Below are 21,215 nucleotides of genomic sequence, written 5' to 3' on the forward strand. Positions count from 1 at the left end.
CATTCTTCTTGAGTAAAAATATTTCAGACAAAACATTACAAGATTTAGAGTTTTCAACGGTTTTACTGCACGTTTCACAATTTTGTTTAACTGGCTTAGGAAAAGAAAAAGTTTTAGAGATAAAACCAATTCACAATAAAAAGGAGTTAATTAAAGAACTTTTTTTAGTTGATGAATATTTGACTTCTTTTACAAGTGAAAACAGAATACCTAATCATAATTTTGATAACATTATAGAAAGTGTAAAACGGTTAGCTATAGAAAATAGTTTTATAGAAACGGAAGCCTTTTTAAAAATAGCAACTACTTCACTTACTGTAAATGAGTTGATTAAATTTTTTAGAAAGTTTCAAATTCAGTTTCCTACTTTTTACAAACTCTCTAATGAAATTGAATTCACTACTTATATAGATGATGAAATTAAAAAAATTATTGATATTTCTGGTGATGTAAAAAATAATGCGTCATCTGTTTTAAAGCAAGTTCGAAGAGATATTAACAACGTTCGCGGAAAAATTGGCGCAAGTTTTACAAATGCTTTGTCCAAGTCTATTTCTGCAGGATATTTAGATGATATTAAAGAAACTGTGGTTGATAACCAAAGAGTTTTAGCAGTTTCTGCAATGCATAGAAGAAAAGTTGCCGGTAGTTTACTCGGTGCTTCAAAGTCTGGTAATATCGTTTATATTGCTCCCGAAGCTACATTAGCTTACAGCAGAGAATATCAAAATTTAATATATGAGGAAAAGCAAGAAATTGTAAAAATTTTACGTGCTTTGGCAAATACTATTCGCCCTTTTGTATCTTTATTAAGAGAATATGTTACTTTTTTAATTCATGCGGATGCTATTGGTGCAAAAGGAAAGTATGCACAAGAAATGAATGCAATTTTGCCAAAAATATCTAAAGAGAAAAGGATATTTTTTAAGAATGCCTACCATCCCATTTTATGGAAAAAAAATAAGAAACAAAATTTACATACGGTTGCACAAACTATAGAATTAAACGAAAAACAGCAAATTATTGTTATATCTGGTCCTAATGCTGGTGGAAAAAGTATCACTTTAAAAACGATTGGTTTATTGCAAATTATGTTTCAAAGTGGAATTTTAATTCCTGTTGATGAACGCAGCGAAACCTATATTTTTGATGCCGTGTTAACAGATATTGGAGACAATCAATCTATTGAAAATCAACTAAGTACATATAGTTATCGTTTAAAAAACATGCGTGATTTTTTACGTAGATGTAATGAAAACACGTTGTTTTTAATTGATGAATTTGGTACTGGTTCTGACCCTGAATTAGGAGGTGCATTGGCAGAAATTTTCTTGGAGGAGTTTTACGAGAAAAAAGCATTCGGAATTATAACAACTCATTACTCAAATTTAAAAGTTTTAGCAAATGAATTAGAGAATGTTACGAATGCAAATATGCAGTTTGATGAGCGTTCTTTAGAGCCTTTGTATCGACTATTTGTTGGTCAAGCTGGTAGTTCTTTTACGTTTGAAGTTGCGCAGAAAAACGGAATTCCTTTTAGTATTATCAACAAAGCAAAAAAACGCGTAGAAACTGAAAAAATACGTTTAGACAAAACAATTTCAAATTTACAAAAAGAACGAAATAGACTTCAAAAAAACTCTGAAAGCCTAGAAAAACAAAAAATAAAAGGTTTAGAACATCTTAATAATTTACAGGAAAAAGAAGAACGCATTCAGGATAAATTATCTGGTTTTCAAGAATTGTATGATAAAAATCAAAAAATGTTGTCATTAGGAAGAAAGACAAATGAGTTATTAAATAAATATTTTCAAACCAATAATAAGAAAGAATTAACCACTAATTTCAATAAGTGGGTAAGTGATGAAAAAGTAAAACATTTAAAGAAAACGCCACAAATTCCTACTACAAAATCACAAAAACAACAGGCTAAAATTGTAGAGAAACAACTACAACAGGTTATTAAAAAGGTAGAAAAAGAAGTTTTAGATAAAGTCGTAGAAGTTAGGCAAGAGAAAAAAGTGGAAGCAGCTAAAATTGCTAAGGAAAAATCTGAATACAATTATCAAATTAACGATAAAGTGCGTATAATAGACTCTAATTCGGTTGGTACTATTGATAAAATAGACAAGAAAAGTGTAACGATTAATTACGGTTTCTTTACAACAAAAACCTCTGTTAATAAATTAGAGTTGGTTGAAAAAGCTAAAAAGTAACTTTTGAATATGATCATTTTATATGATTTTGGAATCTTATTTAAATATCTTTTATCGTAAGCTTAAGCTTGTAAAGCATATTTTAATTAGGTCTAAGCATTAAAAAGTGTTTGCTGTAAAAAAGATTGTAAAATAAAAGCTAAGAAGATTTAGATAGTAAATATAATAAGTTTAAAAGTTATTATTTAGTTATTTCTGTAGTAGTTTAAAAACTAAATTTTAGTTTATAGTAAAAAAAAATCCTGAATTTCTTCAGGATTTTTTTTATATAAAATAATGTTTTTTAAGCATTTTGCTTTTTGATTAAATTTAAAGCAGAACCTTCATTATACCATTCAATCTGTCCTTGATTGTACGTATGATTTGCAATAATTAAATCTTTACTTCCATCAGCATGAACAGCTTCTATAGTTAAAGGTTTGCCTGGAGCAAATTCATTTAAATCAATAAAGTTGAATGTATCATCTTCTTGAATTAAATCGTAATCAGCCTCATTAGCGAAAGTTAAACCTAACATTCCTTGTTTTTTAAGGTTTGTTTCATGGATTCTAGCAAAAGATTTTACTAAAACAGCAGCAACACCTAAATGGCGAGGCTCCATAGCAGCATGTTCTCTAGACGAACCTTCACCGTAATTATGATCTCCAACAACAATTGTTTTAATACCTGCAGCTTTGTATGCTCTGGCCGTTTTTGGCACAGCATCAAAGTCACCATTTAACTGACTTTTTACAAAGTTAGTTTTCATGTTATACGCGTTTACAGCACCAATTAAACAGTTATTAGAAATATTATCTAAATGTCCTCTATAACGCAACCATGGTCCAGCCATAGAAATATGGTCTGTTGTACATTTACCATGCGCTTTTATTAATAATTTTGCACCAGAAATATCATTTCCAATCGGTGTAAAAGGCTCTAATAATTGTAATCTTTCTGATGCTTCATCCACTTTAATTTCAACGCTACTTCCGTCTTCTTCAGGTGCTAAATAACCATCATCTTTTACTTCAAAACCCTTTGGAGGTAATTCCCATCCTGTAGGTTCGTCTAACATTACTTCTTCACCGTCTTTGTTGATTAGTTTATCCGTCATCGGGTTAAAATCTAATCGACCAGCAATAGTAATAGCAGCAACCATTTCTGGCGATGCAACAAATGCATGCGTATTTGGGTTACCATCTGCACGTTTTGCGAAATTTCTATTAAATGAGTGGATAATTGAATTTTTTGGTGCATTTTTAGGATCATCGTAACGTGCCCATTGACCAATACAAGGTCCACAAGCATTTGTAAAGATAGTTGCTCCTAACGCTTCAAATGTTCCTAAAATACCATCTCTTTCTGTTGTGTATCTTACTTTTTCAGAACCTGGATTAATTCCAAATTCAGCTTTAATTCCTAAACCTTTATCAATAGCTTGTTGCGCAATAGAAGCTGCTCTTGATAAATCTTCGTAAGATGAATTTGTACAAGAACCTATTAAACCCCATTCTACTTTAAGCGGCCAATCGTTTTTATTTGCAATAGCAGTCATATCAGAACCTACTTTTGTAGATAAATCTGGTGTAAAAGGTCCGTTTAATAAAGGCCCTAATTCTGATAAATTTATTTCGATTACTTGGTCAAAATATAATTCTGGATTTGCATATACATCGGCATCACCTGTTAAATATTCTTTTACTTTGTTTGCTGCATCAGCAACATCACTTCTATCTGTAGCACGTAAATAACGTTCCATAGAATCATCATAACCAAAAGTAGAAGTGGTTGCACCAATTTCTGCACCCATGTTACAAATTGTACCTTTACCTGTACAAGACATTCCTGTTGCACCTGGACCAAAATATTCTACAATTGCACCTGTTCCTCCTTTAACAGTTAAAATATCTGCTACTTTTAAAATAACATCTTTTGGTGCAGTCCAACCAGAAAGTTTTCCAGTTAACTTTACACCTATTAATTTTGGAAACTTTAATTCCCAAGCCATTCCTGCCATTACATCAACAGCATCTGCGCCACCAACACCAATTGCAACCATACCTAATCCTCCTGCATTTACTGTATGAGAATCTGTACCAATCATCATTCCTCCTGGAAATGCATAATTTTCTAAAACAACTTGATGAATAATTCCTGCTCCTGGTTTCCAGAAACCTAAACCATATTTATTAGAAACGGATTCTAAAAAATTAAAAACCTCGTTACTTGTATTTAAAGCTGTCTGTAAATCTGTAGACGCTCCGTTTTTAGCTTGTATTAAATGATCACAATGTGTTGTAGTAGGTACTGCAACTTTTGTTTTACCAGCTTGCATAAATTGCAGTAATGCCATTTGTGCTGTTGCATCTTGTAGTGCAATTCTGTCTGGAGCAAAATCTACATAATCTTTTCCTCTAACAAATGCTTTTTGAGGAGTTCCGTCCCATAAGTGAGAATATAAAATTTTCTCAGCAAGCGTTAAAGGTTTACCTGTAATTTTACGAGCAGCATCTACACGTTCTGACATAGTAGCATAAACTTGCTTAATCATTTCAATATCGAAAGCCATATTATAAATAAGTTTTTAAAATTTGTATATACACAAAGTTACAGTAATAATATCAATTTTAAACAATAAATAATAGATTGCTTTAATTAATGAATAAATAAAAGCGATTTTAAAAATCACTAAGATAAATTCAAAGAAAACAGATTATTTGAAGTTTTTTATGCGAATTTGATAAAAAAAATAAAAAAAGCAGACTTGTAAGCCGAATTCTGTTCCTTAACGTAAGGTTCTTATCATTTATCTAGTTCTAAAATTACTCTTAGAATCTATCTGCCTACCCTTTAGAATCGAGCGAGTAGCCCTCAAGCTCTAATTTACATGGCATTGCACCTCATAGAGTTTACCTGGTTTCACTACAGCCGAACTGTACTTGCTTTCTGTTGCACTTGTCCTCAACTTACGTTGGACGGATGTTATCCGCTATGATTACTCTCTGGTGTCCGGACTTTCCTCCCTGAATCAAGTTCAGAGCGATAAGATAAGTCTGCTTATTTTATTTAAAAAAGAACTTTATTTTATAAAAAACCCACTCAAAATAAAATTTTGAGTGGGAAAATTGCTATGAAAAAGAAAAAGTGTTATTGATTTCTCAACAACATTACAAATATATATTAAAATGATTTATAAAAAAACATATCTCTTAAAATATCTGCTATTTTTTCTATTTTTAACATGTATTAAGAAAACATATCTTTTACTTTTTCAAAAAATGATTTATCTGATGTATTTGGATTTGGTGTAAAATTCTCGTTATCAGTCATTTTTTCAAAAAACTCTCTTTGTTCTTTATTTAACTCTTGTGGTGTCCAAACATTTGTATGAATTAAGAAATCTCCTGTTCCGTAACGTTCTATACTTGGTAAACCTTTTCCTTTTAATCTTAAAATTTTGCCAGACTGTGTGCCTGCATCAATTTTAATTTTAACTTTTCCAGAAACGGTATCAACTTCTCTACTAGTTCCTAAAACTGCTTCAGAAAAATTGATGTACAAATCGTAATGAATATTAGTTCCTTCTCTTTTTAAGGTGTCATGTGGCACTTCTTCAATTAAAACTAATAAATCACCAGAAATAGAATTATTTCCAGGAGCATCATTTCCTTTTCCTCCTACTTTTAATTGAACACCTTCGGTTACACCTGCAGGAATATTAATTGAAACAGTTTCCTCTTTTACAATTAAACCTTGATCATCTGCACCACTTGGTTTACTACTTATTATTTCTCCAGCTCCAGAACAAGTGCTACAAGTAGTTGCAGTTTGCATTCTACCTAAAATTGTGTTTGTAACGCGCATCTGTTGACCAGAACCGTTACAAGTTGTACACGTTTTATATTTTACGCCATCTGCTTGTACTTTTCTACGAACTTTGACTTTCTTTTCTACTCCTTTTGCAATTTCTTCTAAAGTAAGTTTTACACGGATGCGCATGTTACTTCCTTTAACTCTTGCTTGTCTTTGGCCACCACCTCCGAAACCGCCAAAACCGCCTCCGAAACCGCCTCCACCATTACCAAAAATATCTCCAAATTGGCTAAAAATATCGTCCATGTTCATTCCGCCACCACCAAAGCCTCCGCCTCCTTGTGGTCCTTCAAAACCTGCATGACCATATTGATCGTATCGAGCTTTTTTATTGTCATCACTCAGAATTTCGTACGCTTCTGCTGCTTTTTTAAAATTGTCTTCAGCAGTTTTGTCATCTGGATTTTTATCTGGATGGTATTTGATTGCCATTTTTCTATATCCTTTCTTAATTTCAGCTTGTGTAGCCGATTTAGAAATTCCTAATACTTCGTAAAAGTCTTGTTTTGCCATTTTTTTATTTCAATTATCAATTAACAGTAATCAAAGATCAGTGGTAATTGTACATTGTTGATTGTAATTTACTGTCCGATAATTACTTTTGGGTAACGTATAATTTTAGTACCTAATTGATATCCGCTTTCTACACAATCAATTATTTTTCCCTTTAAATCTTCTGTTGGAGCAGGGATTTGAGTAATTGCTTCGTGAAATTCTGCGTTAAAAACGTCTCCTTGTTTGGTTTCTATTTTTGATAATCCTTTTTGCTCTAAAGTATTATACAATTTTTGATAAATTAATAAAACGCCTTTTCTTACCTCTTCTGCTTCAGTATCTTCTTCGATATGTGCCAAGGCACGTTCAAAATCATCAACAACTGGCAGTAAAGATGTCATTAATTCCTGTCCAGCAGTTTTAAATAACTCAATACGTTCTTTAGAAGTTCTTTTTTTATAGTTTTCAAATTCTGCAAAAAGACGTAAAAACTTGTCTTTTTCTGCTTGAATTATTTCTTCTGAAGTAAGTTCTTCTTTTACAATTTCTACTTCAACTTCTTGATTATCTTCAATTTGAGCATTTTCTTGCTCATTTACTGTTTGCTCTTCTATTATATCTTCTTTCTTACTCATTTCTTTGTAATCGTTAAATTCTAAATCATTTATTTGCAAAAATGTTGCCAACAAAAAAATAGTGTCAAACTGACACTATTTTTTTATTCTAAAAAACTGAATTATGTTAAGTATTAATCTTCTATTCTTTCAATTTTAGCACCAATAGATTTTAAACGTGCTTCAATATTTTCATAACCTCTATCTATTTGTTCAATATTATTAATAATACTGGTTCCTTTTGCAGACAAAGCAGCTATCAATAAAGAAATACCCGCTCTAATATCTGGTGAAGTCATTTTTGTTGCTTTTAATTTTGATTGATGATCTAACCCAATCACGGTTGCTCTGTGAGGATCGCACAAAATAACTTTCGCGCCCATGTCAATTAATTTATCAACAAAAAATAAACGGCTTTCAAACATTTTTTGATGTATTAAAACAGTTCCTTTAGCTTGCGTAGCGATTACTAAAACAATACTCAACAAATCTGGTGTAAAACCAGGCCAAGGTGCATCTGCAACTGTTAAAACAGAACCATCTATATAGTTTTGAATTTCGTATGATTTTTGAGCAGGAATATAAATATCATCATTTCTTTTTTCAAATTTGATACCGAGTTTACGAAACACATTCGGAATTTGTCCAAGGTTTTCCCAACTAACATCTTTTATTGTTAATTCAGATTGTGTCATTACTGCAACACCAATCCAAGAACCAATTTCAATCATATCTGGTAAAACAGTGTGTTCACATCCGCCTAAATATTTTACTCCTTCAATAATTAACAAATTAGAACCAACGCCAGAAATTTTTGCGCCCATAGAGTTCAACATTTTACATAATTGTTGAATATATGGTTCACAGGCTGCATTGTAAATTTCTGTAATACCCGTTGCCATTACAGCTGCCATTAAAATATTAGCAGTACCTGTAACAGATGCCTCATCTAAAAGCATTTTTGTACCAATTAATTCCTTTGATTCTACGCCATAAAAAGAGTCTTCTTTGTTGTATCTAAATTTTGCACCAAGGTTAATAAACCCTTCAAAATGAGTATCTAATCTTCTTCTTCCTATTTTATCTCCTCCTGGTCGCGGAATATATCCTCTTCCAAATCGAGTTAATAATGGGCCAACTAACATAATAGAACCTCTTAAAGAACTACCATCTTTTTTAAAATCTTCTGATTCTAAGTACCCTAAATTAACTTCATCTGCTTGAAATGAATAAGAGTTTCTGCTTAATTTTTCTACTTTAACACCTAATTCTCCCAAAATGAAAATTAGTTTATTAACATCTATAATATCTGGAACATTTTTTACTACTACTTTTTCTGGAGTTAATAAAACTGCGCAAAGTATTTGTAAAACTTCGTTTTTTGCTCCTTGTGGAGTTATTGTTCCACTTAATTTATGTCCGCCTTCAATTTTAAATGATGCCATTATTTATTGTCTTTTTCTACTTTTATGTTGATTATTGTGGGGTTTCTTGTAAGTCGTTTTTGTTGTATTCGACGTATTTTGTCCTTGAGAATTTCTTTTCTTTAATAAATCTTTTGTTTCAGAAAGATCTTCGTCAGAATTTCTTAAATCTAACTTTCCATCAGACAAATCTAATAAATGTTTAAAAATTACATCATCATCCACTGTGTCTTTATTCCAATTTAAATAACATTTTTTCATGTGATTTGCTATCGAAAAAACCAATGCTTCTTTCATATCACCTTCTTCCCAACTTAAAGCAACATCGATCATGGTTTGAATATTTTTACCATAATAACGATACTTAGAAGTCGATTTTGGATATGCTAATGGTTCTGGCTTTTCTTGCAACTCTTCTTTAGATGGCTGCGGATAAGGAGATTTTGCATCTAATTTAAACTCAGACATAATATATAACTGATCCCAAAGTTTGTGTTTAAAGTCTGGAACATCACGTAAATGTGGTTGTAAATTACCCATAACATCTACAATAGCTTTCGCCATTTCGTTGCGTTCTTCTGCGCTTTCTAATGCTACACAATGATTTACTAATTTTTGAACATGTCTGCCATATTCTGGAATTATCATTAGTGGTCTCTCTGAATTGTATTCTAAATCGAATGTCATCTATTTATTTTTTGTGAAGTAACTTAATTTTCAAATAACATTTAGAAAACTATAATTTAAGTTTCGTACTTATAAAACCTGACAAGTTTGTCCTTTTCTAAATTTATTGTTGCAAATTAATTAATTATTATCAATTACTTAGTACTTATTACTTATTATTTATTAACCAATCACTCTTAATTTTGCGAACTGTAGTAATAATTTCTTTTTACCAACAGTTCCGAATTTAATTTCTGCCTTTTTATTTGGTCCACTTCCTTCTAACGAAATTACTTCTCCTGTACCAAATCTATTGTGTTCTACAATATTACCAACCACAACATTTTCATCAAATAAATTAGTTTTAGCTGTAGTTTGCGAAACTTTTTTCATATTCTTAGGAATCACAATTTCTTTCTTTTTCACCAAATCACGATCCATTTTTTTACGCTGAATTGGTTTTTGAAAACGAATTCCTTTTGGAGCATCATCAAAAATACTTTTATCAATAAAATTATTTATTATTGGGTTTATCGTTTTAGGAGTAAGGTAATGTAAATATTGATCATCAATCTCTTCTAAAAACCTACTTGGCTCAGCATCCACTAATTTACCCCATCTATAACGGGTTTGTGCATAGGTTAAATACGCAACTTTTTCTGCTCTTGTAAGTGCAACATAAAACAACCTTCGCTCCTCTTCTAGCTCGCTTCTGGTGTTCATACTCATTGCTGATGGAAATAAATTCTCTTCTAAACCAACAATATACACATACATATATTCTAATCCTTTAGATTGATGAATCGTCATTAAAGACACGCTTGGCTTATCATCATCTTTGTTTGCATCAAAATCTGTGGCCAAAGCAACATCTTCTAAAAATGTTGTTAAAGACGCATCTTCTCCTTGTTCAATTTTATCCGTAATAAAATCTTTAATTCCGTTTAAAAGTTCCTGAACATTTTCTACTTTACTAACACTTTCTGGTGTTCCTTCTTTTTCTAAATCTTTAATTAATTGTGCCTGTTTTACCACAATTTCTGCAATTTCAAAGGCATTTTTTGTTTGCGATTCAATTTGCAAACGCAACATCATATTCATAAAATTCTGGAGTTTATTTTTAGTTCCAGAATTGATACTGATATCAATTTTATCAATATATTTTACAATTTCGAAAATTGATTTTTTATAATGATTTGCAGCTATTGTTAACTTATCGATGGTTGTTGCACCAATCCCTCTTGCAGGATAATTGATAATTCTTTTAAAAGCTTCTTCATCATTTGGATTGATTAAAATTCGCAAATACGATAATATATCTTTGATTTCTTTACGCTGATAAAAAGAAATTCCTCCATAAATTTTATAATTAATTCCTTTTTTACGCAATGCATCTTCAATGGCTCTAGATTGGGAATTTGTTCTATACAATATGCAAAAATCATCTGGACTTAATTGATGGTTCATTTGGTTTTCCCAAATTGATTGCGCTACAAAACGACCTTCTTCTCCGTCAGAAATGGTGCGCATTACATTTATAGAATCACCATCATCATTGCTAGTCCAAACTTCTTTATCTAACTTTGTTTTATTTCTTGCAATTACAGAGTTTGCGGCATTCACAATATTTTTTGTAGAACGGTAATTTTGCTCTAATTTAAAGGTTTTAACATTCGGATAATCTTTCTGAAAGTTTAAAATATTCTGAATATTTGCACCTCTAAAACTATAAATACTTTGAGAATCATCACCAACCACACAAATATTTTCGAACTTATCTGCTAAAGATCTTACAATAATATATTGCGAATGATTTGTATCTTGATACTCATCGACCATAATATATTTAAATCGAGACTGATATTTTGCTAAAACTTCTGGAAAACGAGCAAGTAACTCATTGGTTCTTAGTAATAAATCATCAAAATCCATAGCACCAGATTTAAAACATCTGTCTACATATTCTTTATAAATTTCACCAACTTTTGGTCTGCTTGCATGTAAATCTGCTTCTTGCAAATCCGAACTATTAAAGTAGGCTCTTACCGTAATTAAACTATTTTTAAAAGATGAAATTCGGCCTAAAATCTGTTTGGCTTTGTATCGCTCTTTATCCAAATTCATTTCTTTAATAATCGAGGTTATTAAACGAACGGAATCTTGTGTATCGTAAATTGTAAAGTTTGATGGAAAGCCTAATTTATCTGCTTCAGAACGTAAAATTCTTGCAAAAACAGAGTGGAAAGTGCCCATCCATAAATTCTTTGCTTCACTTGCACCAACAACTCCAGCAATCCTTGCTTTCATCTCTTTAGCAGCCTTGTTGGTAAATGTTAATGAGAGAATATTAAAAGAATCTACACCTTGTTGCATTAAATGTGCAATTCTGTAAGTTAAAACACGTGTCTTTCCAGAACCTGCACCAGCAATAATAATCATTGGTCCATCTTTCTGAATTACAGCTTGTTTCTGCGCTTCATTTAAAGTATTTAAATACGTATTCAATAGTTATGTTTTGAAAGAATTTGAAAGTGTGAATTTAACCAAACTATTTCTTTCTATAAAAGAAGATGACTAATTTTTATTCACAAGTTATTCATAAATATAATGTAGTTTTATCTGCTTAAAGACAGATAAATAAATATATCTGCTTAAATACCGATATTTTAAAATATCTGCTCATAAGTAGATATTTTTGTTTTTTAAAGGAATAAAGTATATATTAGCTTAAAATTAAAACGCATCATGACCAGTATTTTAACAGGTGATATTATTAATTCTAGAAAAAATGATGACAATTTTTGGTTAAAAACGTTAAAAGAAACATTAGATACTTTTGGCGAATCTCCAAAATATTGGCAGATTTATAGAGGTGATAGTTTTCAAGTAGAGATTAAAAATTGTGAAAGTGCATTTTATGCTGCTCTAAAATTAAAGTCTTATTTAAAGTCTACAGAAAATATTGATGTTAGAATTGGCATCGGAATTGGTAAAAAAGAGTTTAATGTTGATAAAATTACAGAATCGAATGGCGAAGCGTTTATAAATTCTGGTTTTGCTTTTGATAACTATTTAAAGAAACAAACAATTGCCATAAAAACACCTTGGCAAGAGTTAGATGATGAATTTAATATCGCATTTGATCTTGCCTTATTAACAATGGATTCTTGGACAAAAAATTCTGCCGAAGTTTTTAAACTGTCTTTAGCTTCAGAAAATCGTACTCAAAAAGAAATAGCAGCTATTCTAGGAATTACGCAAGGTAGCGTTAGCGAGCGCTATAAAAGAGCTGGTTTTGAGTCAATTATAAAACTAGAGAAACGTTTTCGAAAATTAATTCTGCAAAAAATTAACAACTAAAGATGATCCTATTTTTAAAATTTTTGTTGGCACATATTTTAGGCGATTTTGTTTTTCAATCAGAAAGTTGGGTTTTAGATAAAGAAAAAAAGAAAGTAAAATCGGTAAAATTATATTATCATATTGGTATTCATGCTTTTTTAGTTTTGCTCATTTTACAATTTAATTTGTACCAGTATTGGCTTGGTTTTTTATTGATTATTGTTTCTCATTATGCAATTGATTTACTAAAACTATATTTTCAAAAAAAGAAGACAAAACGAATTTGGTTCTTTATAGATCAAGTACTTCATGTTGTATTCTTGTTTTTAGCAAGCGCTTTATATGCTGATTTTACAGTATCCGTAGAAAATATATTTACTGATGAAATATTGCTATTACTCATTTTTATACTCCTTGTAACCTCTGTATCTGCAATTATTATTAAAATAGTTATTACACAATGGAATCCTGAAACCAAGAAAGAAAACGACGATTCTCTTGCAAAAGCAGGACGATATATTGGCATTTTAGAACGTTTGTTTGTTTTCGTTTTTGTAATTACAAATCATTGGGAAGCTATTGGTTTTTTGTTGGCCGCAAAATCTGTTTTTAGATTCGGAGATTTAACATCATCAAAAGATAGAAAATTAACAGAATATATTTTAATAGGAACTTTATTAAGTTTTTGGATTGCCATCTTTTTAGGAGTTCTATATTTGTATTTCTTAACTATATTGTAAGTAAATGGAAGATCAATTATTAGAAAGTATTGCATATGTTTTGCCCGCTGTTGTTACAGGTGTTGTTGCTTATTATATGTTTAACGGATTTATAAAGCATCAAGACTCTGAGAAAAAATTAGCGCTTTTAGTGCAAAAAAAAAAAGATTCTTTGCCTATAAAATTGCAAGCTTATGAGCGAATGTTATTGTTTTGTGAACGAGTTAACCCTGTAAAGATGTTGATAAGAATTAAACCTCTTTCTGATGAAACAGATGAATATTTACAGCTTTTGCTCGCGAATATAGAACAAGAATTTGAGCATAATTTAGTACAACAAATTTATGTATCTAACGATACTTGGCTAGCTGTTGTTGCTGCAAAAAGTGCCATAACAAATAAATTGAAACAAGTTGCAGAAAACTCAAATTCTGCGAATGATTTAAGACAAAATGTTTTAATCGATTATACTAAGACATTGCCACCAACCGAAACAGCCATTTCATTTATTAAGAATGAAGTCCGAAAATTATTATAAAAAAAAAGGCTTCAATAACTGAAGCCTTTTTTTCTTTTTAACAATTCTCCTCTTTAAAACGATAATCTTACTCCTACTTTATAATTTCTACCTCTTGTAGAATATCCGAAAATATCATCATAATCTTCATTTAAGATATTAGTAACTGCTGCAAAAATAGTTACTGTATCTCCTAATAATTTGTAATTCGTCATAAAGTCTAAAACGGTGTAATCTTCTAAAATAACATCTTCTCCTGCAGTTCCAAAAGAACCATATCTATCAAAAATTGTTCTTTCACCTACATTTCTATATGTTAAATTAAAAAAAGTATTCTTAAAAGGTGTAAAATCTAGACCAGCAACAAATTTATTTGCAGGAATATAGTCATTAAAATCTTCGAAAACATCTCTATCAACATAGGTGTATGAAGCGTTTAAAGTTAAGTAAGAAACAGGTGATATTCTTGTATTTACTTCAAAACCATTTGCATCCGAAGAACCGTTTCCATATTTAAAAGTAGTATTGTCAAATATAATGGCATCGGTTTCTCTTCTGTTAAAATAAACAACGTCTAATTGCAGCCAGTCTTTATAAGTTGCATCAAAACCTACTTCAAAAGTTTCGTTGGTTTCTGGGTTTAAGTCTATATTTCCAGAAAAACCATCGTATAATTGATACAAACTTGGTGCAATAAATGCGGTGCTGTAAGATGTTAGTAATTTAACTGTTGCATCTTCATTTTTTAAAATATTGTAAGCAACGTTTCCGTCATACACAAACTGGTTTCCATAAACATTATGCATATTTAAACGTCCGCCTACGTTTACACTTAAACCGTAATCAGAAATATACACCAAACTTGCATACGGATCTAATGTATTAAAATTAGCAACATCTTTATCTATTGTTGCAAAAGGTGTAACCGTGTTGTTATTATGTTCTTGATAATTGATTCCTGCAATTAATTGGAATTGAGGAGAAAACTCATATTTATTTACTAAATCTAAATTTAAACTTCTACCTTCAAATTGATAATTATCTAGCGTATTTGAAAAAGAATTAAATTGATTTAATGCTCTATTTACAGTATTTATGGAAGCCAAAACATAAACTTGACCTTTATTATAGGTGTATTTAGGCTTAATTCCGATTCTAAATTGTTCTTGATTTCCAGTATTTACATCACTATCTGAAAAAGCACCAGCATCAAAATCATAATCAAATTCATCATAATTTAAAAAAGTTTCAATATTTAGTTGATCGGTAACCTTATAACCCAATTTCAATAATCCGTTTTTAGAATAAAAAGCATCATTTTCAAAAACCGAATTTGTGTTACTTTTTGCTGATGACATACCATCAACACCCGTTAAACTAAAAGAACCTAAGAAATTAAAATCGCCTAAAGTACCATTAATATTTACATTTTGGTTTAGGTCAGACAAACCACTTTCTGATGTATTTGCGGTGTTATTTGTACCAACACTTGTTTCAAATGAACCAGAAATTTTATCAATAGATGCCTTTTTTAAAATGATATTAATAACTGCCGTTGCAGCACCAGAACCATATAAAGTTGAAGAACCTCCTTTTAAAATCTCAATACTTTCAATTTGATTTACGGCAACTAAACGCAAATCAAATTCTTGATTAATTGCAGATTGGTCGGTTACAGGCACACCGTCAATTAAAACTAAAACTTGGCGACTTCTTCCTCCTCTAACATTAATACTTCTTGGTTCTGTTGGGTTTGCATTTACACCTCTAACATCTATACCAGCAATGGTATTTAAAATTTCGATAACAGATTTACCTGCATTTTGCTGTAATTGTTTTTGAGTAATTGTATTAATTACTTTACCTGTATTTTCTTTTTTAAGGCTAAATTTTGTTGCAACAACAACAACTTCTTCTAAGGTTTCTATTTTCTCTTTTTTTTCTTGAGAAAATAAATTTTGGTTAACAAAACTACATGCCAATACACTAACAATTAATAATTGTTTTTTCATTTTTAATAAATTTGATTTACAATAAATCAGGTAAATTTTGTGCACAGTATTTTAGTACATAAACTTTTATCCCGAAAGTTTTTATTTCGTGATTTACGGCAGGTCTCCTGACTTGCGTCTTGTAACAAACCTTCCCATTTTTTATTCTAAATTTATTTCAGAAACTAAACAGTGGTTAAAGAATTAGTTACAAGCTTTATAGCTTACAGTTGCGGGTACAGTTCTGGCTTTAAACCAGATTCCCTTTTAATTCGACACAAAATGATTTTTGTGTCAAAACCTAAAATCGCTGCAAATATATATGAGTTATTATAAACAATCTAATTAAATCGCTTTCAAATTTTATACCTTTATCACTTACTTTTATTTGAAAAAGATGAGAATAGAAAATGAATTAAAATTAGGTTTTAAAGATGTTATGATTCGTCCAAAACGATCTACTTTAAAATCACGATCGCAAGTAACTTTAGAAAGAGAATTTAAGTTTTTACATAGTTCTGTTATTTGGACAGGAATACCAATTATGGCAGCAAACATGGATACTGTTGGTACTTTTGAAATGGCAAAAGCATTCTCAAAATACAATCTATTTACAGCAATTCATAAACATTATTCTTTGGAAGAATGGAGAGATTTTGCATTAAATGTATCAGAAAATATTTTAAAAAATATTGCAGTAAGTACAGGCATCGGAAAAAAAGATTCTGAAAAAGTAAATCAAATTTTAACTGAATTCCCGCAAATAAACTTTATTTGTGTTGATGTTGCCAATGGTTATTCTGAATATTTTGTCAATTTTGTGCAAAAAATGCGTAAAAACCATCCTAATAAAGTAATTATTGCTGGCAATGTGGTTACTGGCGAAATGGTAGAAGAATTGTTATTAGCTGGCGCAGATATTATAAAAGTTGGTATTGGTCCTGGTTCAGTTTGTACCACAAGAATTAAAACGGGTGTTGGCTATCCGCAACTTTCGGCAATTATAGAATGTGCAGATGCTGCTCACGGTATGGGCGGGCAAATTATTTCTGACGGTGGTTGCAAAACTCCAGGAGATATTGCAAAAGCTTTTGGAGGAAGTGCAGATTTTGTAATGTTAGGCGGAATGTTAGCGGGTCACGAAGAAAGCGGTGGTGATTTAATCGAGAAAAACGGTGAAAAATTTAAAGCTTTCTACGGTATGAGTTCAGAAACAGCTATGAATAAGCATGTTGGCGGAGTTGCAAATTATAGAGCATCCGAAGGAAAAACAGTCAAAGTTCCTTTTAAAGGAAATGTAGATGAAACTATCATTGATATTTTAGGAGGATTGAGATCTACTTGCACCTACGTTGGCGCTAGCAAATTAAAAGAATTAACAAAAAGAACGACTTTTATAAGAGTCCAAGAACAAGAAAATCAAGTTTACAACTAATGAGAAATTCAAAAACTATCTTTTTTTTATCAATTTTATCAATTTTAATTTCTTGTAAAAAGGAGGTTGTTCAAGATGATAAAAAATTAGAACCCATCAGCAAAATTAAATACGCAAAAGGTTTTGATATTGTTAATGATAACGGAATTAAAAAACTAATTATAAAAGCCCGGTATCAAAACTCTGATGAAGCTTTTGAATACATCATCAAAAATAAAACTGCTATAAAATCAAATATTAAAAACACCGTCTTTACCCCTGTTCAAAAAATTGTAGTTACATCAACAACTCACATTCCGATGGTTGAATTACTAAATGAAGAAACTTCTATAATCGGATTTCCATATGCAAAATATGTTTCATCAGAAAAAACCAGACTATTAATAAATGCAAATAAAATTGCAGAAATTGGCAAAGAAGGTGCTTTAAACACAGAGATTCTATTAGACCTACAACCAGAATTAATTGTTGGTTACAGTGTTTCTAAGGCTGATAAATCGCTAACAACTTTAGAAAAAGCAGGAATAAATGTAATTTATAATGGCGATTGGCTAGAAGAAACACCTTTAGGTCGAGCAGAATGGATTAAGTTTTTTGGGGTTTTATTTGATAAAGAAAAACAAGCTGACAGCATTTTTAAAGTGATTGAAACAAATTATTTAGAGGCTAAAAACATCGCTTTAGAATCAACAAAAAAACCAACAATTTTGTCTGGCGCAATTATGAGCAAAGACATTTGGAATTTACCCGCCGGAGAAAGTTTTGTAGCTCAATTTTTAAAAGATGCAAACCTTACCTATTTATGGCAAGAATCCGAAGGAAAAGGAAGTTTGTCGTTAAGTTTTGAAAGTGTTTTTGATAAAGCTAGAAATGCTGATTTTTGGATTGCTCCTGGTTATTTTTCATCCAAAGAACAATTACTGAATAGTAATAAAATTTATGCTGAATTTGATGCTTTTAAGAACGATAATATCTACACGCCAACACTTAAAAAAGGAAAGACAGGTGGTGTTATTTATTACGAATTAGCACCAACAAGACCCGATTTAGTTTTAAAAGATATGATCAAAATAACAAATCCTGATTTGTTACCTGATTACAAATTTACGTTCTTTGAGAAAATGCAATAATTTATTATTGCTGCTGATTTTCTTGAATTTGTTTCTGCTTATCTTTATCATTAATTAGCTGCTCTTTTTTCTGATTATCTAAAGCAGGTAAAGAAGTTGAATTTTTTAATTGACTAAATTCTGAATTTGACTTTTCTTTCATATTTTTTTGGTTCTATTTTTAGTTATTCTTTATTGTAAACAAATAATTTTAAATTTCTACTCCCTTATAAAGATAAGAATTTCACAAATCAATAAATTATTTATTTAAATTAATTGACAAAAAAAACTCCAAAAATAAATTTTGGAGTTAAAATGAATTGAGGGACTATCTTTATAAAACTTCTGTGGCCAATTTAAACAATTTATGCTAATTTGTTTAAATTAGTCCGGGTGGTTTTAGGGTAGTTTTATCTTAATCCTTATTATTTGTTCGCGCTATCGAGTATTATCGCCTCTTTTCTACTTTTTATGTCTAATTTTTCGTAAATATTCTTCACATGAAATTTTACAGTGTTTACAGAAATATTTAATGTGTTTGCAATTATTTTGTTAGAATTTGCTAACGTTATTAATTCAAAAATTTCTCTTTCTCTTATACTTAAAGTTTCTAAAACATCTTTTTGTGTTTCATCTTTAGTATCTAAAATTATTCGCTCAATTTCTTTAGAGTATTCAATTATTTCAATTTTCATTGTGTAATTAGAAGCGCGTAAAGTTTTCTCTCTGTATAGAACTGCAACTGATAAAACTATAATTTGTATAAAGCCACCAATTTTTAAACCTATTGCATTTGTTTCAAACAAGCTATAACCTAATTTTTTTAATACAAAAAAATCAATGCCAGAAAATAATATAGTTACATAAGCAAATACAAATATTTTATTATAAACACTATTTTTAAAAAGTAAAACTCCTACAAACCAATAAATAGAACTTATCAAAAAAACTAAAATATTTATAACAATAAAAATGGAGTGATTTTTAGATAGCAAATAAATTAAAATCATTAATATAATAAGAAAGCCTAAACTGTAGGTGTACCTCTTTAGTTTAGGGAAATAATTATCAACAACTAAAAAATTCTGAATAAATTTTGACGAAAAGAAAGCAACAAATACATAATTTAATAAAATGGTAATATCTATAATGTTTTGAGATGCTTTGAAAAAGGCCCAAATACCATCAACTAAGCTAAATGATAATACTAAGCTCGAAAGAAGTAAAGCATAATAAAGATAGGTGTTATCTTTAAAAAAATAATAGTAGTAAAAACAATAAATAATAACCAAAAAAGCAAAACCGTAATAAAAACCATTTAGCAAGAGTTGAATTTTCTCTTTATAATTAGATTCAGATTCTGCTGCTAATTCAAAAGGATAATAGGAAGTATAATCTGAATTAACCCTGATGTAAACTGGTGCATTTCTGTTAAATTTAAAAGCTACATATCTCTCTCCTGGAATCTTTAAAATCTCTTTAAAATCTTGATAAGCATTTGCGTTTTTAATTCTATTTGAACTAATTCTAAAAATGTACTCTAAATTTGAGTTATCATTTGGAATTTTAAACCAAAAAGTTACCTTGGTTTCCTTATCTAAAATTGTATTATTTACTTTTTTAAAATTGGCTTCTGCAATATTTTTTACAGAATAGGCATTACCTACATCTTTAAAATAATAAACATCATTTTGTGAAAACAAAATTGAACTAAAAAATAATAGTAAAATGAGAATATTAGGCTTCATTAATGCGCTTTTCTAATGCAACTTCTCTCATGTATAAGAATAGTGGAAACGTAAATGCAATCGCAATTAAAAATGTAAAAGGAATTAAAACCCACCAATATTTAATTTTTAAACGTAAAGATTCAGGAATCATAAAAGCAAAAAAGGTAAGTACAACTACTGTTAAATCTGCACCAAAAGATTTGCCTGCAAAGTTTAATTGAGCATCCTTCATAAAATTTGTAAACGTTGGATCTTCTACAGTTTGAAACCATTGAATATTATAATACCAAGTGTAACAGATTCCTAAAATTGATAGTAAAATGTATGCGTGTTTTAGTTTCATAATTAGTTATTTAATATTTTATTCAGTTTCTATGTGTTCTTATTATTTATTGAAAATTCATACGCAGAAGTTGCATGAATTTTAGTAGTATCGAAAACAGGTACAGAAACATCTTTTTGTTCAATAAGCAAAGGGATTTCAGTACATCCTAAAATAATACCTTCTGCTCCATTACTAATTAATCTATCAATTATTGTTAAATATTTTTCTTTAGAGGGTGGATTAATTTTTCCGACAGATAATTCATCGTAAATTACAGAATGAATTACGTCTCTTTCTTCTAATTCAGGAATAATAGTCTCAATACCAAATGAAGTTAAAATAACTTTAAAAAAATCCTTTTCCATTGTATATTTAGTACCTATCAATGCAACTTTAGTTAATTTCTTTTCAATTATTTTTTTTGAAGTTGCTTCTGCAATATGTATAACAGGAATATTTACTGCTCTTCTGACTGAATCTATGCACAAGTGCATTGTGTTTGCACAAATTAAAATACAATCTGCACCAGCAGCTTCTAAATTTTCACCAGCTTTAAACATCATTTCATTTAACAAATCCCATCTACTTTCTTTTTGTAATTTAGCAATGTCACCAAAATCAAAAGAGTTGATAATCACTTCAGCTGAATGTGGTTTCCCAAAATTTGTAGCATTTAATTGGTTTAATATTCGATAATATAAAATGGTAGATTCTGGCGTTATACCTCCTATTAATCCTATTTTTTTCATCTATTCAATTATATTATTAAAACAAAAA

The 21,215-nt window shown here is 30.0% G+C and carries 17 protein-coding genes, 1 other RNA gene and 1 riboswitch; of the genes, 6 read left to right on the top strand and 12 right to left on the bottom strand.

The window, feature by feature from the left end:
• Window positions 1–8 precede the first annotated feature (8 nt).
• A complete protein-coding gene (locus tag BTO16_RS04055; RefSeq protein WP_105020361.1) occupies window positions 9–2,216 on the top strand; it encodes an endonuclease MutS2 in 2,208 nt (735 codons plus the stop codon).
• A gap of 283 nt (window positions 2,217–2,499) precedes the next feature.
• Here BTO16_RS04055 and BTO16_RS04060 read toward each other — a convergent pair whose 3' ends face one another.
• The 7 genes from BTO16_RS04060 to BTO16_RS04090 form a co-directional block, all read right to left on the bottom strand.
• Entirely contained in the window at window positions 2,500–4,767 is a 2,268-nt protein-coding gene (locus tag BTO16_RS04060; RefSeq protein ID WP_105020362.1) for an aconitate hydratase, read from the bottom strand.
• A gap of 182 nt (window positions 4,768–4,949) precedes the next feature.
• Window positions 4,950–5,258: RNase P RNA component class A (gene rnpB, locus BTO16_RS04065), an RNA gene on the bottom strand.
• Window positions 5,259–5,444: 186 nt separating this feature from the next.
• A complete protein-coding gene (dnaJ, locus tag BTO16_RS04070; RefSeq protein ID WP_105020363.1) occupies window positions 5,445–6,584 on the bottom strand; it encodes a molecular chaperone DnaJ in 1,140 nt (379 codons plus the stop codon).
• Window positions 6,585–6,652: 68 nt separating this feature from the next.
• Window positions 6,653–7,201, bottom strand: coding sequence for a nucleotide exchange factor GrpE (locus BTO16_RS04075; RefSeq protein WP_105021505.1), 549 nt, complete (start codon window positions 7,199–7,201; stop codon window positions 6,653–6,655).
• 113 nt (window positions 7,202–7,314) lie between these two features.
• A complete protein-coding gene (murA, locus tag BTO16_RS04080; RefSeq protein ID WP_105020364.1) occupies window positions 7,315–8,625 on the bottom strand; it encodes a UDP-N-acetylglucosamine 1-carboxyvinyltransferase in 1,311 nt (436 codons plus the stop codon).
• 3 nt (window positions 8,626–8,628) lie between these two features.
• Window positions 8,629–9,291: a DUF4290 domain-containing protein gene (locus tag BTO16_RS04085; protein ID WP_105020365.1), complete on the bottom strand. Its 663-nt coding sequence runs from the start codon at window positions 9,289–9,291 to the stop codon at window positions 8,629–8,631.
• Window positions 9,292–9,453: 162 nt separating this feature from the next.
• Complete coding sequence (locus tag BTO16_RS04090; protein WP_105020366.1) at window positions 9,454–11,775, bottom strand: ATP-dependent helicase; 2,322 nt, start codon at window positions 11,773–11,775, stop codon at window positions 9,454–9,456.
• A 240-nt stretch (window positions 11,776–12,015) separates the two neighbouring features.
• On the opposite strand from BTO16_RS04090, the gene BTO16_RS04095 reads away from it, so the two are divergent.
• From BTO16_RS04095 to BTO16_RS04105, 3 genes are read left to right on the top strand one after another with little or no spacing between them, the layout of a single operon-like run.
• Window positions 12,016–12,630 (top strand): SatD family protein, encoded by a 615-nt coding sequence (locus tag BTO16_RS04095; RefSeq protein WP_105020367.1) that lies wholly within the window; start codon window positions 12,016–12,018, stop codon window positions 12,628–12,630.
• Between the two features lie 2 nt (window positions 12,631–12,632).
• Entirely contained in the window at window positions 12,633–13,352 is a 720-nt protein-coding gene (locus BTO16_RS04100; protein ID WP_105020368.1) for a DUF3307 domain-containing protein, read from the top strand.
• A 4-nt stretch (window positions 13,353–13,356) separates the two neighbouring features.
• Window positions 13,357–13,869 carry a DUF7935 family protein gene (locus BTO16_RS04105; RefSeq protein WP_105020369.1) on the top strand — a complete coding sequence of 171 codons (513 nt, stop codon included), beginning with the start codon at window positions 13,357–13,359 and terminating at the stop codon, window positions 13,867–13,869.
• A gap of 53 nt (window positions 13,870–13,922) precedes the next feature.
• Here the strand turns inward: BTO16_RS04105 and BTO16_RS04110 are convergent, their stop codons facing one another.
• Window positions 13,923–15,860: a TonB-dependent receptor plug domain-containing protein gene (locus tag BTO16_RS04110; RefSeq protein ID WP_105020370.1), complete on the bottom strand. Its 1,938-nt coding sequence runs from the start codon at window positions 15,858–15,860 to the stop codon at window positions 13,923–13,925.
• 80 nt (window positions 15,861–15,940) lie between these two features.
• Window positions 15,941–16,159, bottom strand: a riboswitch (cobalamin riboswitch).
• A gap of 77 nt (window positions 16,160–16,236) precedes the next feature.
• On the opposite strand from BTO16_RS04110, the gene BTO16_RS04115 reads away from it, so the two are divergent.
• Both BTO16_RS04115 and BTO16_RS04120 read left to right on the top strand, forming a co-directional pair.
• Window positions 16,237–17,274 (top strand): GMP reductase, encoded by a 1,038-nt coding sequence (locus BTO16_RS04115; RefSeq protein WP_105020371.1) that lies wholly within the window; start codon window positions 16,237–16,239, stop codon window positions 17,272–17,274.
• On the top strand, window positions 17,274–18,404 hold the full coding sequence (locus BTO16_RS04120) for an ABC transporter substrate-binding protein (RefSeq protein ID WP_105020372.1): 1,131 nt from the start codon (window positions 17,274–17,276) through the stop codon (window positions 18,402–18,404). Before BTO16_RS04115 ends, BTO16_RS04120 begins: the two co-directional genes overlap by 1 nt.
• Before the next feature lie 4 nt (window positions 18,405–18,408).
• Here the strand turns inward: BTO16_RS04120 and BTO16_RS17550 are convergent, their stop codons facing one another.
• The 4 genes from BTO16_RS17550 to BTO16_RS04135 form a co-directional block, all read right to left on the bottom strand.
• Window positions 18,409–18,546: a hypothetical protein gene (locus BTO16_RS17550; RefSeq protein ID WP_170064408.1), complete on the bottom strand. Its 138-nt coding sequence runs from the start codon at window positions 18,544–18,546 to the stop codon at window positions 18,409–18,411.
• Window positions 18,547–18,808: 262 nt separating this feature from the next.
• The gene (locus tag BTO16_RS04125) at window positions 18,809–20,131 is read right to left on the bottom strand and encodes a response regulator transcription factor (protein ID WP_105020373.1); all 1,323 of its coding nucleotides are present in this window, start codon (window positions 20,129–20,131) and stop codon (window positions 18,809–18,811) included.
• Window positions 20,121–20,456 (bottom strand): DUF2834 domain-containing protein, encoded by a 336-nt coding sequence (locus tag BTO16_RS04130; protein WP_105020374.1) that lies wholly within the window; start codon window positions 20,454–20,456, stop codon window positions 20,121–20,123. The genes BTO16_RS04125 and BTO16_RS04130 overlap by 11 nt, the downstream gene beginning before the upstream one ends.
• Window positions 20,457–20,485: 29 nt before the next feature.
• Window positions 20,486–21,187 carry an aspartate/glutamate racemase family protein gene (locus BTO16_RS04135; RefSeq protein ID WP_105020375.1) on the bottom strand — a complete coding sequence of 234 codons (702 nt, stop codon included), beginning with the start codon at window positions 21,185–21,187 and terminating at the stop codon, window positions 20,486–20,488.
• Window positions 21,188–21,215: the final 28 nt, after the last annotated feature.

The organism is Polaribacter glomeratus (assembly GCF_002954665.1).
Classification (GTDB): domain Bacteria; phylum Bacteroidota; class Bacteroidia; order Flavobacteriales; family Flavobacteriaceae; genus Polaribacter; species Polaribacter glomeratus.

Coding starts and splice junctions, on each gene's coding strand:
- BTO16_RS04125 (WP_105020373.1), bottom strand. CDS start 20,131: ATGAAGCCTAATATTCTCATTTTACTATTATTTTTTAGTTCAATTTTG.
- BTO16_RS04095 (WP_105020367.1), top strand. CDS start 12,016: ATGACCAGTATTTTAACAGGTGATATTATTAATTCTAGAAAAAATGAT.
- BTO16_RS04135 (WP_105020375.1), bottom strand. CDS start 21,187: ATGAAAAAAATAGGATTAATAGGAGGTATAACGCCAGAATCTACCATT.
- BTO16_RS04120 (WP_105020372.1), top strand. CDS start 17,274: ATGAGAAATTCAAAAACTATCTTTTTTTTATCAATTTTATCAATTTTA.
- BTO16_RS04110 (WP_105020370.1), bottom strand. CDS start 15,860: ATGAAAAAACAATTATTAATTGTTAGTGTATTGGCATGTAGTTTTGTT.
- BTO16_RS04130 (WP_105020374.1), bottom strand. CDS start 20,456: ATGAAACTAAAACACGCATACATTTTACTATCAATTTTAGGAATCTGT.
- murA (WP_105020364.1), bottom strand. CDS start 8,625: ATGGCATCATTTAAAATTGAAGGCGGACATAAATTAAGTGGAACAATA.
- BTO16_RS17550 (WP_170064408.1), bottom strand. CDS start 18,546: ATGAAAGAAAAGTCAAATTCAGAATTTAGTCAATTAAAAAATTCAACT.
- BTO16_RS04075 (WP_105021505.1), bottom strand. CDS start 7,201: ATGAGTAAGAAAGAAGATATAATAGAAGAGCAAACAGTAAATGAGCAA.
- BTO16_RS04105 (WP_105020369.1), top strand. CDS start 13,357: ATGGAAGATCAATTATTAGAAAGTATTGCATATGTTTTGCCCGCTGTT.
- BTO16_RS04100 (WP_105020368.1), top strand. CDS start 12,633: ATGATCCTATTTTTAAAATTTTTGTTGGCACATATTTTAGGCGATTTT.
- dnaJ (WP_105020363.1), bottom strand. CDS start 6,584: ATGGCAAAACAAGACTTTTACGAAGTATTAGGAATTTCTAAATCGGCT.
- BTO16_RS04115 (WP_105020371.1), top strand. CDS start 16,237: ATGAGAATAGAAAATGAATTAAAATTAGGTTTTAAAGATGTTATGATT.
- BTO16_RS04085 (WP_105020365.1), bottom strand. CDS start 9,291: ATGACATTCGATTTAGAATACAATTCAGAGAGACCACTAATGATAATT.
- BTO16_RS04060 (WP_105020362.1), bottom strand. CDS start 4,767: ATGGCTTTCGATATTGAAATGATTAAGCAAGTTTATGCTACTATGTCA.